The organism is Modestobacter sp. VKM Ac-2978 (genome assembly GCF_026968025.1).
Classification (GTDB): Bacteria; Actinomycetota; Actinomycetes; order Mycobacteriales; family Geodermatophilaceae; genus Modestobacter.
The window spans coordinates 205,149-218,874 of record NZ_JAPVBP010000002.1; the positions used below are offsets into that span (position 1 = coordinate 205,149).

A 13,726-nucleotide genomic window follows, 5' to 3' on the forward strand; every position below is an offset into this window, starting at 1 on the left:
ACCCGAACGACGACCCGGCGCGTTGCCCGGCGGGCGTCGAGATCCCCTGGAGGAACGCGTGCGCAGGACGTCGAGGAGCTCGATGGTGCTGGGCTCGATGGTGATCGGCGCCCTCGTGCTGACCGGTTGTGGCGGCGAGGAGGAGGCGGCCGAGCCCGTGGCCGGCGCGGGATCGGACGAGCTGACCACCGTGCGCGTGGGCGCCATCCCGATCGTGGACGTCGCGCCGCTGTACCTGGCCCAGGAGGTCGGGATCTTCGCCGACCACGGACTGGAGGTGGAGCCCTTCCTGGCGCAGGGCGGCGCCGCCATCGTCCCGGCGGTGCTCGCCGGGGAGGCGGAGTTCGGCTTCTCCAACATCACCAGCCTGCTGCAGGCCGAGTCGCGTGGGGTGCCGCTGGCCCTCGTCGCCCCGGGCTCCGGGGCCACCGGCAACGCGGAGGAGGACTTCGCCGCGGTGATCGTCCCGGCCGACTCCGAGGTGCAGGAGCCGGCCGACCTGGCCGGGAAGAGGGTCGCCATCAACTCGATCAACAACATCAGCGACACCGTCGTGCGGGAGACCGTCCGGCAGGACGGCGGCGACCCCTCGTCGATCCAGTTCGTGGAGCTGGCCTTCCCCAACATGGTCGCCGCGGTCGCCGACGGCTCGGTCGACGCGGCCTTCGCGGTCGAGCCGTTCGCCACCGTCGGGGTGAGCCAGGGCATGCGCGTGGTCGCCGCCCCCTACACCCAGACCGACGAGGCGCTCACCGTCGCCGGCTACTTCACCTCCGACCAGTACGCCGCCGAGAACCCCGACACCGTGCAGGCCTTCGCCGACGCGATGGTGGAGGCGCAGCAGTACGCCACCGAGCACCCCGACGAGGTGCGCGAGGTGCTGGGCTCCTACACGAGCATCGACCCGGCGATCGCGCAGGAGCTGACGCTGCCCGCCTACCAGACCGAGATCGACCGGGACTCGGTCGAGGTGCTGCTCGAGCTCGGCGTGGAGGACGGGGTCATCCCCGAGGGCGTCGACCTGGAGAACGTCTTCGCCGACCTGGAGTGAGCGCCTCCGGCTGGTGCCCGCCCCGCCCTCAGGCCCGGGCGGGCACCAGCCCGGTGTACTCGGCCAGGAAGGCCAGCTGGTCGGCGGCCAGACCCACCGTGCGGCTGACCGCCCGGGCGCCGTGCCCCACCGACAGCTCCCGGCGCAGCACGATCGGCGCCTCCGCCGTCGTCGCGTGCTGCAGGGCCGCGGCGAGCTTGCGGGCGTGCAGCGGGTCGACCCGGGTGTCGGACTCGAAGGTCGTGAACAGCACCGCCGGGTAGTCGGTGCCCTCGACCACCCGGTGGTACGGCGAGTACCCCAGCAACCAGCCCAGCTCGGCCGGGTCGGCGGCGGTGCCGTACTCGTCGTTCCAGGTGCGGCCCAGCCCGAACAGCTCGTACCGCACCATGTCCAGCAACGGCGCGCTGCACACGACGGCGGACACCAGGTCGGGGTGCTGGGTGGTCATGGCGCCGACCAGCAGCCCGCCGTTCGAGCCGCCCATCACGGCCAGCTGGGCCGGCGTCGTCCAGCCCTCGGCGATCAGGTGACCCGCGGCCGCGGCGAAGTCGTCGAACACGTTCTGCTTGCGCTCCCGCATCCCGGCCCGGTGCCACTCCTCCCCGTGCTCCGAGCCGCCGCGCAGGTTCGCCACCACCCACACCCCGCCGGCGGCCACCCAGGCCAGGGCCTGCGCGGTGTAGGCGGGGGTGAGCGAGACGTTGAACCCGCCGTAGCCGTAGAGCACGGCGGGGCGCGGGGTGTCGGGGGCGCCGGTGCCGGAGAGCACGAACAGGTGCACCGGCGTCCCGTCCGGGGAGGTCGCGTGCGCCTCGACCACCCGCACGTCGGGCACCGCGCCGGCCACCGGGGCCTGCTCGTGGCTGGTGAGCGCGGCCGGGTCGGCGGAGTCCCAGCGCAGTACCGACGGGGGCGTGGCGTAGTCGGTGAAGCCGACCCAGGCGGTCGTGCCGCCCTCCGGGGGTGCGCTGACGCCGGCGACGCTGCCCGGGCGGAGGGCGGTCACCTCGGCCACGCGGCCGGAGCCGTCGGCGGCCCACAGCGAGAGCCGGTCGGTGGCGTCGACCGCGTGCACGGCGAGCACCCGCAGGTCGCCGTCCGGGCCGTCGACCAGGGCGACATCGCCGAGCACCCCGTCGTCGGACTGCGGGACCACCTCGTGCCAGGCCGCCGGCGCCCAGCTGGCCGGGTCGGCCGGGTCGGCCACCACCAGCCGGCTGCGGGGCGCGTCCCGGTCGGTGTGCAGCCACAGCCGGCCGTCGCGGGCCACCCAGGCCGAGGTCTGCGCGTCCACGCCGACCTGCAGCTCGCGGAGGACGCCGTCCCCGGCCAGGTCGGCCAGCCAGACGTCGTCGCGCGGGGCGGTGCCGACCGAGGCGGAGACGACCAGCCAGCGGCCGTCGGCGCTGGTGCGGGCGCCGAAGTAGGTCGAGGGGTCACTGCCCTCGCCGTGCACCAGGACGTCGTCGGCGGGGTCGCTGCCCACCCGGTGGCGCCACACCCGGCGGTGGAACTGCTCCTCACCGGCCGGGACGAGCTCGGGGGCCAGCCGGCGCACGTAGAACAGCTCCTGACCGCCGGGCAGCCAGCCGACGGGGGAGTAGCGGCACCGGTCGATCGGGCCCTCGACCAGCTCGCCGGTGGCGACGTCCAGGACGAACAGCTGCGACTCCTCGTCGCCGCCGACCGAGACCTGGTAGGCGAGCCGGTCGCCCTCCCACGAGGGGGACCAGGCGTCCAGCGTCGTGGTGCCGGCCGGGTCCAGCGCCGTCGGGTCGACCAGCACCCGCACGCTGCCGTCGGGCTCGGTGACCCGCAGCACGGCGTGCTCCTGGCCGGGGTCACGCCGGGTGGAGAACGCCCGGCCGTTGCGCCACACCGGGATGCCGACCGCACCGGCGTGCACCAGTTCGGCCAGCCGGTCGGCGAACGCCGGCCGGCCGGGGAGGCCGGTGAGGAGGCCTGCGGCCAGCTCGTCCTGGGCGGCGGCCCAGGCCACGGTGCGTGGGTCCTCGGCGTCCTCCAGCCAGCGGTAGGGGTCGGCGACCGGGTGACCGTGCAGGTCGTCGACCAGGTCCAGGCGGGGGGCGTCGGGGTAGCGCACGCGCCGACCGTAGCCGCGGCCACCGACAGCCGTCGGGTCGGTCGATGGCCGAGACCGCCGTCGCCAGTGCAGGATGGCAGGTGCCCGTGGGCTGTCGAAGCCGTCGGTGGCCGGGGGCACTCGGAGGTGTCCCGTGTCGATCACCGCACTCGGGTCGTCGTCCGGGCCGGGTCCCGCCGGCTCCCGACGCGACGTCCTCGCCCGTCCGCACACGCCTGCCCCGGCGGCGTGCACGACCGGTGCGACGCTCCTGCTCAACGCCACCTACGAGCCGTTGTGCGTGGTCTCCAGCCGCCGCGCGATCGTGCTCGTCCTGGCCGCCAAGGCCGAGGCCGTCGACGTCACCGACGACGAGGTGCACGCCGAGCGGGTCACCGTCGCCGTGCCCGTCGTCGTCCGGCTGACCCGGTACGTGCGGGTGCCCTACCCGGTCTCGGTGCCGCTGTCCCGCCGGGCGGTGTTCACCCGGGACGGGCAGACCTGCGTGTACTGCGGGGGCTCGGCCACCAGCATCGACCACGTCGTGCCGCGCAGCCGCGGTGGCACGCACACCTGGGACAACGTCGTCGCGGCCTGCCGGCGGTGCAACCACACCAAGGCCGACCGGTCGCTGGCCGAGATGGGCTGGTCGCTGCCGCACCCGCCCGGCGCCCCCAGCGGTGCGGCCTGGCGGCTGCTCGGGCACCGCACGGTCGACCCGCGCTGGCGGGAGTGGCTCGGCATGCCCGACTCGGTGAGCGCGTGACGATCGCCCCTGCTCGGCGTCTCTGGGCACTCGGCGAGCCGTTCCACGCGCTGACCTACTTCGCCGACGAGTCGCGCACCGCCTACGCCGAGGCCGGGCTGCGCGGCTTCTGGGCCGGGTACTTCGCCGGCCGCGCCGCGCCCCTCGGGCCGGTCGGACCGGCGCTGGTCACGGCGACGTTCGGTTCGTTCGCCCCGGACTTCGTCGCCCGGCGGGTGCCCGAGGTCTGGACGACGACGCCCCCGGCCGACGCCCTGACCGCCCGGCTGGCCGGGGTGGACGCCGCGGCCCGCCGGGCGCTGCCCGACTGGCTCGGCTCACCCGAGGCGCAGGAGGCCGCGACGCTGGCCCGCCGGGCCGCGGAGGCAGTCGACGTCCTCGGCCGCCCGCTGGCGTCGGCGAACGCGGACGTGCCCTGGCCGGTCGAGCCGCACCTCGTGCTGTGGCAGGCGCTGACCACGCTGCGCGAGCACCGGGGCGACGGCCACCTGGCCGTCCTGCTGCAGCAGGACCTGCTCGGCCTGCCCGCACTGGTGCTGACCGCGGCGGCCGGGACGACGTCGGCCGACTGGCTGCAGAAGGCCCGCGGCTGGTCGCCCGGGCAGTGGGCGGCCTGCGCCGAGGAGCTCACCGGGCGCGGCCTGCTGGCCGACGGTGGGCTCACCGCCGACGGGGTGGCGCTGCGCGCGGCGATCGAGGCCGACACCGACCGGCTGGCGCAGGGCCCGTGGACGGCGCTCGGCCAGGCCGGCTGCGGTCGGCTGGCCGAGCTGCTCGAGCCGGTGCGCCGGGCGGTCGTGGCGGCGGGGGAGTGGCCGCCGCACAACCCGATCGGCGTCCCCGACCTGGAGTGAACGCTCTCCGTCAGGTGACCCGGGCGTGCTCCACCGGGTAGCCCTCGTGCACCCGGTCCGTCAGCACGGTGTGCAGCCGGTCCATCGCGTCCCAGACGTCGACGAACCGGGTGTAGAGCGGCGCCGGGCCCAGCCGGAGCCGGTCGGGCGTGCGGAAGTCCGGGACGACGCCGCGGTCGATCAGCGCCTGCGTGAGCTGCCACGCCTGCGGGTGCGCGAGGCTGACGTGTGCCCCGCGCCGGGCGGCCTCCCGCGGTGAGGCGACGGCGACCCCGTGCCCGGCGAGCCACTCGTCGGCCAGTGCGATCACCAGCTCGGTCAGGGCCTGGCCCTTGGCCGCCAGCCGCTCGATGCCTGCCTCGGCGGACAGCCGGGCGCCGACCTCCACCGCCGCCATGGCCACCACCGGGGGAGTGCCGACGGCGAACCGGTCCACGCCGTCGGCCGGGTCGTACGCCGTCCCCATCGCGAACTGGTCGCGCTGGCCGAACCACCCCCAGATCGGCTGGCGCAGCTGCTCCTGCAGCTCACGGCGCACGTAGAGGAAGGCCGGGGCCCCGGGGCCGGCGTTGAGGTACTTGTAGGTGCAGCCCACCGCCAGGTCGGCGCCGGCCGCCGTGAGGTCGGCGGGCACGGCGCCGGCGGCGTGGCTGAGGTCCCACACGACCAGCGCCCCCGCCTCGCGGGCCAGCCGGGTCACCTCGGCGATGTCGACCAGCGCGCCCGACCGGTAGGCCACCTGCGAGAGGACGACGACGGCGACCCGCTCGTCCAGCGCCCTGGCCAGCACGTCCAGGTCCAGGCCGGTGTCGATGTGCGCCTCGACCTCGCGCACCGTCATCCCGCGCGCCTGGGCCACCCCGGCCACGATGTACCGGTCGGTGGGGAAGTCGTCGGCGCAGCAGACCAGCGCGTCCCGGCCCGGGCGGGCGTCGGCCGCGGCGACCAGGAGCTTGTAGAGGTCGACGCTGGTCGTGTCGCCGACCAGCACCTCGCCGGGCTGCGCCCCCAGCACACCCTCGGCGAGGACGTCACCGATCCGGCCGGACTGCTGCACCCAGTCGCGCCAGGAGCCGACGAGCCCCTGTCCCCACTCGCGCTCGACGGCCCGGGCCACCGCGGCGGGGGTCTCCCGGGGCAGCCGGCCGAGGGAGTTGCCGTCCAGGTAGAGCAGCCGGTCGGGGCCGTCGTCGTCGGTGCCGGTGAACCGCGCCCGGAACCCGGCCAGCGGGTCGGTGGCGTCGGCGGCTTCGGCGGCGGCGCGGGAGAGGTCCACGGGGAGATCCTGCCCGTCGCGGCTAGCGTCCGGGTGGTGACCTCCTCGCCCGGCACACGACTGCACGACCTCACCGCGCTCGAGCAGGCAGCCGCGGTCCGCGCCAAGGAGGTGAGCCCCACCGAGCTGGTCGAACACTCCCTCGCCCGCATCGAGGCACTGGACCCCGCCGTCGGGGCCTTCCTGACCGTCACCCCCGACCGGGCGCGCGCCGCAGCGGCGGCGGCCGACCGTGCGGTGCTGGACGGCGGGGACCTGCCGCCCCTGCACGGCGTCCCGACCGCGATCAAGGACCTGGCCAACACCGCCGGGGTGCGCACCACCTTCGGCTCGGCCGTGCTGGCCGACTTCGTGCCGGCCGTCGACGACGCCGTGGTCACCGCGCTGGCCGCCGCGGGCACGATCAGCCTGGGCAAGACCAACACCCCCGAGTTCGGCTTCCCCTGCTACACCGACAACGACCTCGTCGGACCGGCCCGCTGCCCGTGGGACCCCTCGCTGTTGGCCGGTGGTTCCAGCGGTGGTGCGGCTGCTGCGGTGGCCGCCGGGCTGCTGCCCTTCGCCCACGGGTCCGACGGCGGCGGCTCGATCCGCATCCCGGCCGGGATCAACGGGCTGTTCGGCATCAAGCCCAGCCGCGGCCGGGTGAGCAACGCCCCGCTGGGCAGCGAGACCACGGGCCTGGGCGTGCAGGGGCCACTGGCCCGCACCGTCCGGGACGCCGCCGCGATGCTCGACGCGATGGCCGGGCCGGTGCCCGGCGACCCGTTCTGGGCCCCGCCGCCGCCGGCCGGGGAGACCTTCCTCGGTTACGCCGACCGCCCGCCGGGCCGGCTGCGGATCGGCCGCTACCTGGACTCCGGCATGCCCGGCGCCGACCTGGACCCGGAGGTGCGGGCGGCGTTCGAGGACGCCTCCACGCTGCTGTCCGAGCTGGGCCATGAGGTCGAGGACCTGCCGGCCGCTCCGCTCACGCCGGAGGTGTTCCCGGCCTTCGAGGTGGTCTGGGCGCTGTCCGGCACGACGCTGCCCGTGCCGCCGTCCCAGCTGGACCGGCTGCGGCCGCTGACCCGCTTCCTCCGGGACCGCGGACTGGCGCTCAGCGCGAGGGACGCGATGCAGGCGATGTTCACGCTGCGGGTCTTCGCCCGCCGATTCGTCCAGGCGACCAGCCGCTACGACGTGCTGCTGGCCCCGATCTGCACGCTGCCACCGCGACCGGTCGGCTGGTTCGACGGGGACGGCGACGGTGCGGCGGACTTCGAGCGGCAGAAGCGCTACGCGGCCTTCCCGGCGGTCTACAACGTCACCGGTCAGCCGGCGGTCAGCGTGCCGCTGTGGTGGACGGCGGGCGGGCTGCCCATCGGGACCATGCTGGTGGGCCGCCCGGCCGACGAGGCGACGCTGATCTCGCTGTCCGCGCAACTGGAGGAGGCGCGACCGTGGGCCCACCGACACCCTGCGCTCTGGTGACCCGTCCTGCCGGGCCGGTGCTCGGTGGTCCCGGTAGATTGCCCCCCATGTCCGTGCTCGAGACCGTGCTCATCTACGGCGTCGTCCCCCTGGTGATCGTGCTGCTGTTCGCTGCGGTGACGTTGTTCCCCGGCCGCAGCAAGGACCGCACCAAGTACCGCCCCGGGCAGTCCTGGGACTACGCGCCGCTCTGGTACGAGCCGCACCCCGACGTCCCCGGCGTGGTCGGTGGCCACGCCGAGGACGCACCCGGGGCCGGGCACGCCGCTCCGCGACTGGGCGCCACCGCCTCGGCGCTGGCCATCGGCCAGCACCCGCACGTGGCCGCCCCCGACACCGTCCGGCGCACCGCCGCCGGCGGCGCCCGCGGGACCTGGTGACCCGCCGGTGAGCACCGCGTCGTCCCACGTCCCGTCGCAGTCCGCGTCGCAGTCCGGAGGCACTCCCCAGATGACCCAGCAGCTCAGCCGGCAGCCCGCCGCCGACCAGTACGGTCCCAGCGCGACGCGGGAGACCGGGAACAGCTCCGTGATGGAGCCGGGCTCGGGGCCGTTCAGCTACCGCGACCTCGCCCGGCTCGACGAGGCGCTGACCATGTCCTCCCGGGAGACCGGGCTGCGGTTCACCCTCTACGTGGGCGAGCTGGGCTCCGACACCCGGGCCACGGCGGAGGACCTGCACTCCCGCTCCGGCGGGGACACCGCCAACAGCGTCCTGGTCGCCCTCTCGCCGGGGCAGCGGGTGCTGGAGATCGTCACGGGCACCGCGGCCGCCCGCCGGCTGCCCGACCGGGCGTGTGCCCTCGCCGTGCTGTCGATGACCAGCCGGCTGGGCGCCGGCGACCTGGTCGGGGCGATCATCAACGGCCTCCGGCAGCTGTCCGACGCCGCCGGTCACCCCGCGCGCCGCAAGGCCGACTGAAGAAGGACCACGGCCCCGCAGCGGGCTGAACGCCAGCGGCCCAGGACTCGTCGAGTCCTGGGCCGCTGGCGTTCAGCGGGTCATCCCTGGCCGGCTGCGGCGTCCCGCTTGCGGGCCCACAGGGCCCGGGCGATGCCGTCCCGGCCCTCGCTCACCAGCCGGCGCAGCGGCGCGGGGGCGTCCTGATCGGTCAGCCAGGCGTCGGCCGCGGCGAGCGTCCGCTCCTCGACGACCTTCGGGAACAGGTACTCCACGGCGTTCTTGGCGATCTCGCCCGGACGCCGCTCCCACAGCCCGCGGATGTCGGCGAAGTACCGGTCCACGTAGGAGGCGGTGAGCTCCTGCTGGGCCGGGTGCCAGAAGCCGGCCACCATCGCCTCGTGCACGGCGTTGGCGATCGACTCGTCGGTGAACGCCCGCTCCCAGGTCTCCGCCTTCGACTCCGGCGTCGGCCGCAGCGCCCGGGCGGTCGCAGCCCGCCGGGCACCGGTGGCGGTGGCGTCCCGCTCGGCCTCCGCGTCGATCTCCGCGTCACCGGCGGCCCCCACGGCGACCAGGCCGTGCAGGAACGCCCAGCGGGCGTCGGTGTCGACGGTGAGGCCCTCGACGGCCAGGGAGCCGTCGAGCAGCCCCCGCAGCGCCGCCACGTGCTCGTCCCCGCGGGCCGCGGCCGCCAGGGTGCGCGACCACTGCAGCTGGGCGTCGCTGCCGGGCGCCGCGCTGTGCAGGGCGGCCAGTGCCTTGTCGGCCAGCATCGTCCAGCCGGTCGGTGCCCAGGCCGGGTCGGCGTAGGAGGCCAGTGCCGACTGCACCCGGGCGAGCAGCGACTGGACGACGCTGATCTCGGTCTCCGCGTCGACGCCGGCGAGCACGAGCTGGACCCAGTCACGGGCCGCCAGCTCACCGTCGCGGGTCATGTCCCAGGCCGCCGACCAGCACAGCGCCCGGGGCAGCGAGTCGGGGATCGTGCCGATCTGGCTGCGCAGCGTGGCCAGCGACCGCTCGTCGAGGCGCAGCTTGGCGTAGGTGAGGTCGTCGTCGTTGACCAGCACCAGGTCCGCGGCGGGGTGGCCGACCAGCTCGGCCACCTCGGTACGCGCCCCGTCGACGTCCAGCTCCACGCGGTGCGACCGGGCCAGCCCGTCGGGGCCGGAGCTGTAGAGGCCGACCGCCAGCCGGTGCCGACGCAGCACGGGGTGCTCGGGGACGGCGGTCTGCTCGATCGCGAACGAGGCGTACCGGCCGTCGGCGTCGAGCTCGTACACCGGGCGCAGGGTGTTGACCTGGCTGGTCTGCAGCCACTGCGCCGACCAGTCCGACAGGTCGCGACCCGACGCCTCGGAGAGCTCGCTGAGCAGGTCGTCGAGGGTGGTGTTGCCGTACTCGTGCTTGCGGAAGTACCGGCGCACCCCGGCGAGGAAGTCGTCTTGACCGACGTAGGCCACCAGCTGCTTGAGCACCGAGGCGCCCTTGGCGTAGGTGATCCCGTCGAAGTTCACCTCCACCGCGGCGACGTCGACCATGTCGGCCGCGATCGGGTGGGTGGAGGGCAGCTGGTCCTGCGCGTAGGCCCAGGACTTCTCGGTGTTGGCGAACGTCGTCCACGCGGTCGTGTACTCGGTGGCCTCGGCCTGGCACAGCGTGGAGATGTAGGTCGCGAAGGACTCGTTGAGCCACAGGTCGTCCCACCAGCGCATGGTCACCAGGTCGCCGAACCACATGTGCGCCAGCTCGTGCAGGATCGTCTCGGCGCGTCGCTCGTAGCGCGCCCGGCTGGTCTTGGACCGGAAGACGTAGTCCTCCAGGAACGTCACGCAGCCGGCGTTCTCCATCGCCCCGGCGTTGAACTCGGGGACGAAGAGCTGGTCGTACTTGTCGAACGGGTACGGGTAGTCGAAGACCCGGTGGTAGAAGTCGAACCCGGCCTTGGTGACCGCGAAGATCTCCTCGGGGTCGAGGTGCTGGGCCAGCGACGCCCGGCAGTAGATGCCCAGCGGGATGCCGTCGTGCAGATCGGTGACCCGGGCGTACGGGCCGGCGACCAGGGCCACCAGGTAGGTGGAGATGCGCTTGGTCGGGGTGAAGTGCACCAGCTGCGAACCGGCCTCGCCGGCCTCGATCGTGCGGTCACCGGTGTTGCTGACGACCTGCCAGTCGAACGGCGCCGTGACGTGCACGGTGAACGTCGCCTTGAGGTCGGGCTGGTCGAAGCAGGCGAACATCCGCTTGGCCTCGGCCGGCTCGAAGTGCGTGTAGAGGTAGACCTGCTCGTCCTCCGGGTCGACGAACCGGTGCAGGCCCTCGCCGGTGCGGGAGTACCGGCAGTCGGCGTCGACGACCAGCTCGTTGGTGGCAGCCAGCCCGGGCAGGGCCAGACCGCCCTCCTCGGTGTAGCCGCTGACGTCGAGCTCTACGCCGTTGAGCGTCGCCGAGCGCACCCGGTCGGCCACCAGGTCGACGAAGGTGTCGGCGCCGGGGGAGCGGGCCTCGAAGTGGATGGTGGTGACCGAGCGGAACGTCTCCTCGCCGGGATGGCCCTGGCCGTCGGTCACGTCCAGGAAGAGGTCGTAGCTGGAGACGGCCAGCAGCGCGGCGCGGGCCGCGGCGTCGTCACGAGTCAGGTTGGGAACTGCCACGCCCCGGAGCCTCCCATGCGGGGCCGACGGTCTCCTCTCCGTGTGGTCCCGAGGAGAGCGGGGAACAAGCCGGGGACGGCCCGACTTGGTCGGCCCAGACGACCGGGTGTCGTTCGACCGACCGCCCGGAGCACCGACGACAGACTGAGGAGCACCATGACCGAGGCAGTGCAGAGCTCTCCCGTGAAGGCCCGCGTCGACTTCTGGTTCGACCCGCTGTGCCCGTGGGCGTGGCTCACCAGCCGGTGGGTGCTGGAGGCGGCGAAGGTCCGTGACATCGACCTGCACTGGCACGTGATGTCGCTGTCGGTGCTCAACCGCGGCCGCGACCTGCCGCCGGACTACCAGGAGATGATGGCCAAGGCGATCGGCCCGGTGCGGGTCGCGGTCGCCGCCGCCCAGCAGCACGGCGACGCCGTGCTGGGCGACCTGTACACCGCGATGGGCACGCTGCGGCACCACGACGGGGTCGAGATCGAGGAGATCATCGCCCCGGCGCTGGAGCGCGTGGGCCTGCCCGCCGAGCTGGCCGAGGCCGCCGGCTCGACCGAGTACGACGAGGCGCTGGAGAAGAGCCACCACGAGGGGATGGACCCGGTCGGCGACGACGTCGGCACCCCCGTCATGCACATCGACGGCGTGGCCTTCTTCGGTCCGGTGATCAGCAAGGTGCCGACCGGTGAGGAGGCCGGCAAGGCCTTCGACGGCGCCGTCCTGCTGGCCAACCTGCCCGACTTCTGGGAGCTCAAGCGCACCCGCCTGTCCGGGCCGGACATGTCCTCGGTGCCCGCCGACGCCCTGGAGCTGACCGGCACCCGCTGACGGGCCGGCACCCGCGGCGCGAAGGTGCCGTGAGCTGGACCGCAGCGGGTGGCAGCTGCCCCACCCGCGCCTGGACGGCCGCCTCCCCCGACGGGGAGGCGGCCGTCGTCGTCCATGCAGACCGTCCCGTCCCACCCGCGACACCTCGACGGCGTGTCCGGGCCTGCGCTGCCGACCAGGGGTGGACCCGCCTCTAGACATGCCGCAGCCGGACCGGGCCGACCGGTCCGCCGAACAGTGACGGAGACCCTCATGCCCCGCCTGTCCACGCGCCGCGTCGCCGCCGTCACCATGGCCGGCCTGACCACCTGCGCAGCCACCCTGGTCGTTGCGCCGGCGGCCCTGGCTGCGCCGGTGCCGCTGCCGGCACCCGTGCTGTCGGCGACGACCGTCGTCCCGGGACAGCCGTTCACGTTGACCTTCACCGGGTGCCTCCCCGACAGCGCGGACGGGTCGCCCACCGGCGTCTATTACTCGAACACCGACGAGTACGCCTACTTCGGCAACGGGGGCGAGGCGCTCCCTGACGGCAGCGTCACCTTCGACGAGTGGTTCCAGCCGGGGACCCCGTTGGGGGAGTACACGATCCAGGGCGTCTGCGACCGGTACACCTCCAGCCAGGCCTACCCGCCGGTCACCGTGACGCTGGCCGCGACCGCACCGGCCCCGCCGTCCGAGCCCACCACCCCGGAACCGGGAGAGGACGAGGACAAGGGCGAGAAGAAGGACAAGGGCGAGAAGAAGGTCAAGGGCGAGAAGAAGGTCAAGGGCGAGAAGAAGGTCAAGGGCGAGAAGAAGGTCAAGGGCGGGAAGAAGGGCGAGGCCACGGGCGAGGAGTGAGGGGGAGGAGCCGCAGGGCAACGTGCGGGTCGGCGGCCATCCGGTCGCCGGTCGACGGCCGGTCCCCTCGGCTCCTGAGCACGCCCGTCGCGGCGGAGCGCCGACCGGAACCGCGCCACGACCGAGGTCCTCGGCTGGAGGCCGCTCCCCCTTCCGGGGAGCGGCCTTCGCCGTTCGCGTACCGAGCCGGCCGGGGCATCGCCTGGGCAGCGCGCTGCGGCAGGATGGCCCGATGGCACCCCCTGTCCGGCAGCGCATCTTCATCACCGGCGCGAGCGCCGGCCTCGGTCAGGGCATGGCCCGGGAGTTCGCCGCCCGAGGCCGTGACCTGGTGCTGGTGGCCCGGCGGCTGGACCGCCTGGCCGAGCTCCGCGACGAGCTGCTGACCTCGCACCCCGGCATCCGGGTCGTGATCGGGGAGCTGGACGTCGACGACCCCGAGGCCGTCGCGGCGACCGTGCCCCGGCTGGCCGGGGAGCTCGGCGGCATCGACCGGTTCATCGCCAACGCGGGCCTCGGCAAGGGCGCCCCGGTGGGCACGGGCAAGGCGCGGCCGAACCGGCAGGTGCTGGTCACCAACGTGCTGGGCACGCACGCCTGCTGCGAGGCCGCCGTCGAGCTGTTCCGCGCCCAGGGGAGCGGGCACCTGGTGGTCATCTCCTCGGTCGCCGGGGTGCGCGGCATGGGCGGCACCCGGACGGCGTACGCCACCTCCAAGGCCGCGGACGCCGTGCTCGCCGAGGGCATCCGCGCCGACCTGCTGGGGAGCCGGCGCACCCGCGCGATCCGGGTCAGCACCATCCACCCCGGCTTCATCGAGACCGACATCAACACCGGCCGTCGCGGTCCGTTCACCGTCGACCTGCAGACCGGGGTCACCGCACTGACCGCGGCCATCGAGCGGGAGCCGGTGCGCGCCTACGTCCCCGAGTGGCCGTGGCGCCCGATCGCCGGCCTGCTGCGCGTGCTGCCGCTGCCGGTCGTCCGCAAGCTCGCCTGAG

At 74.5% G+C, this 13,726-nt stretch carries 12 protein-coding genes; 9 read left to right on the forward strand and 3 right to left on the reverse strand.

Going from position 1 to position 13,726, the window contains the following annotated elements; translation table 11 throughout:
- Positions 1-58 precede the first annotated feature (58 nt).
- Positions 59-1,051, forward strand: coding sequence for an ABC transporter substrate-binding protein (locus tag O2W53_RS04835; RefSeq protein WP_269161897.1), 993 nt, complete (start codon positions 59-61; stop codon positions 1,049-1,051).
- A gap of 28 nt (positions 1,052-1,079) precedes the next feature.
- Here O2W53_RS04835 and O2W53_RS04840 read toward each other — a convergent pair whose 3' ends face one another.
- Positions 1,080-3,158 (reverse strand): prolyl oligopeptidase family serine peptidase, encoded by a 2,079-nt coding sequence (locus O2W53_RS04840; RefSeq protein WP_269161898.1) that lies wholly within the window; start codon positions 3,156-3,158, stop codon positions 1,080-1,082.
- A gap of 133 nt (positions 3,159-3,291) precedes the next feature.
- Between O2W53_RS04840 and O2W53_RS04845 the strand changes: the two genes are divergently transcribed.
- Together O2W53_RS04845 and O2W53_RS04850 are read left to right on the forward strand one after the other, a co-directional pair.
- Positions 3,292-3,903, forward strand: a complete 612-nt coding sequence (locus tag O2W53_RS04845; protein ID WP_331253781.1) for an HNH endonuclease — start codon at positions 3,292-3,294, stop codon at positions 3,901-3,903.
- The gene (locus O2W53_RS04850; protein WP_269161899.1) at positions 3,900-4,757 is read left to right on the forward strand and encodes an SCO6745 family protein; all 858 of its coding nucleotides are present in this window, start codon (positions 3,900-3,902) and stop codon (positions 4,755-4,757) included. The genes O2W53_RS04845 and O2W53_RS04850 overlap by 4 nt, the downstream gene beginning before the upstream one ends.
- A 10-nt stretch (positions 4,758-4,767) precedes the next feature.
- On the opposite strand, the gene kynU is transcribed toward O2W53_RS04850, so the two are convergent.
- Entirely contained in the window at positions 4,768-6,033 is a 1,266-nt protein-coding gene (gene kynU, locus O2W53_RS04855; RefSeq protein ID WP_269161900.1) for a kynureninase, read from the reverse strand.
- A gap of 36 nt (positions 6,034-6,069) precedes the next feature.
- On the opposite strand from kynU, the gene O2W53_RS04860 reads away from it, so the two are divergent.
- The 3 genes from O2W53_RS04860 to O2W53_RS04870 all read left to right on the forward strand — a co-directional run bounded on the left by O2W53_RS04860 (position 6,070) and on the right by O2W53_RS04870 (position 8,427).
- Entirely contained in the window at positions 6,070-7,506 is a 1,437-nt protein-coding gene (locus O2W53_RS04860; RefSeq protein WP_269161901.1) for an amidase, read from the forward strand.
- 47 nt (positions 7,507-7,553) lie between these two features.
- The gene (gene ctaJ / locus O2W53_RS04865; RefSeq protein WP_269161902.1) at positions 7,554-7,886 is read left to right on the forward strand and encodes an aa3-type cytochrome oxidase subunit CtaJ; all 333 of its coding nucleotides are present in this window, start codon (positions 7,554-7,556) and stop codon (positions 7,884-7,886) included.
- A 70-nt stretch (positions 7,887-7,956) separates the two neighbouring features.
- Positions 7,957-8,427: a DUF5130 family protein gene (locus tag O2W53_RS04870; RefSeq protein WP_269161903.1), complete on the forward strand. Its 471-nt coding sequence runs from the start codon at positions 7,957-7,959 to the stop codon at positions 8,425-8,427.
- A gap of 80 nt (positions 8,428-8,507) precedes the next feature.
- Here O2W53_RS04870 and pepN read toward each other — a convergent pair whose 3' ends face one another.
- Positions 8,508-11,063 carry an aminopeptidase N gene (pepN, locus tag O2W53_RS04875; RefSeq protein ID WP_269161904.1) on the reverse strand — a complete coding sequence of 852 codons (2,556 nt, stop codon included), beginning with the start codon at positions 11,061-11,063 and terminating at the stop codon, positions 8,508-8,510.
- Between the two features lie 156 nt (positions 11,064-11,219).
- Between pepN and O2W53_RS04880 the strand changes: the two genes are divergently transcribed.
- The 3 genes from O2W53_RS04880 (at position 11,220) to O2W53_RS04890 (ending at position 13,725) form a co-directional block, all read left to right on the forward strand.
- Positions 11,220-11,885, forward strand: a complete 666-nt coding sequence (locus tag O2W53_RS04880) for a mycothiol-dependent nitroreductase Rv2466c family protein (RefSeq protein WP_269161905.1) — start codon at positions 11,220-11,222, stop codon at positions 11,883-11,885.
- Between the two features lie 252 nt (positions 11,886-12,137).
- Positions 12,138-12,725: a hypothetical protein gene (locus O2W53_RS04885; protein ID WP_269161906.1), complete on the forward strand. Its 588-nt coding sequence runs from the start codon at positions 12,138-12,140 to the stop codon at positions 12,723-12,725.
- Positions 12,726-12,957: 232 nt separating this feature from the next.
- The gene (locus O2W53_RS04890; RefSeq protein WP_269161907.1) at positions 12,958-13,725 is read left to right on the forward strand and encodes an SDR family oxidoreductase; all 768 of its coding nucleotides are present in this window, start codon (positions 12,958-12,960) and stop codon (positions 13,723-13,725) included.
- The last annotated feature ends 1 nt before the right edge of the window (position 13,726 follow it).

Coding starts and splice junctions, on each gene's coding strand:
- O2W53_RS04890 (WP_269161907.1), top strand. CDS start 12,958: ATGGCACCCCCTGTCCGGCAGCGCATCTTCATCACCGGCGCGAGCGCC.
- O2W53_RS04870 (WP_269161903.1), top strand. CDS start 7,957: ATGACCCAGCAGCTCAGCCGGCAGCCCGCCGCCGACCAGTACGGTCCC.
- O2W53_RS04880 (WP_269161905.1), top strand. CDS start 11,220: ATGACCGAGGCAGTGCAGAGCTCTCCCGTGAAGGCCCGCGTCGACTTC.
- ctaJ (WP_269161902.1), top strand. CDS start 7,554: ATGTCCGTGCTCGAGACCGTGCTCATCTACGGCGTCGTCCCCCTGGTG.
- O2W53_RS04885 (WP_269161906.1), top strand. CDS start 12,138: ATGCCCCGCCTGTCCACGCGCCGCGTCGCCGCCGTCACCATGGCCGGC.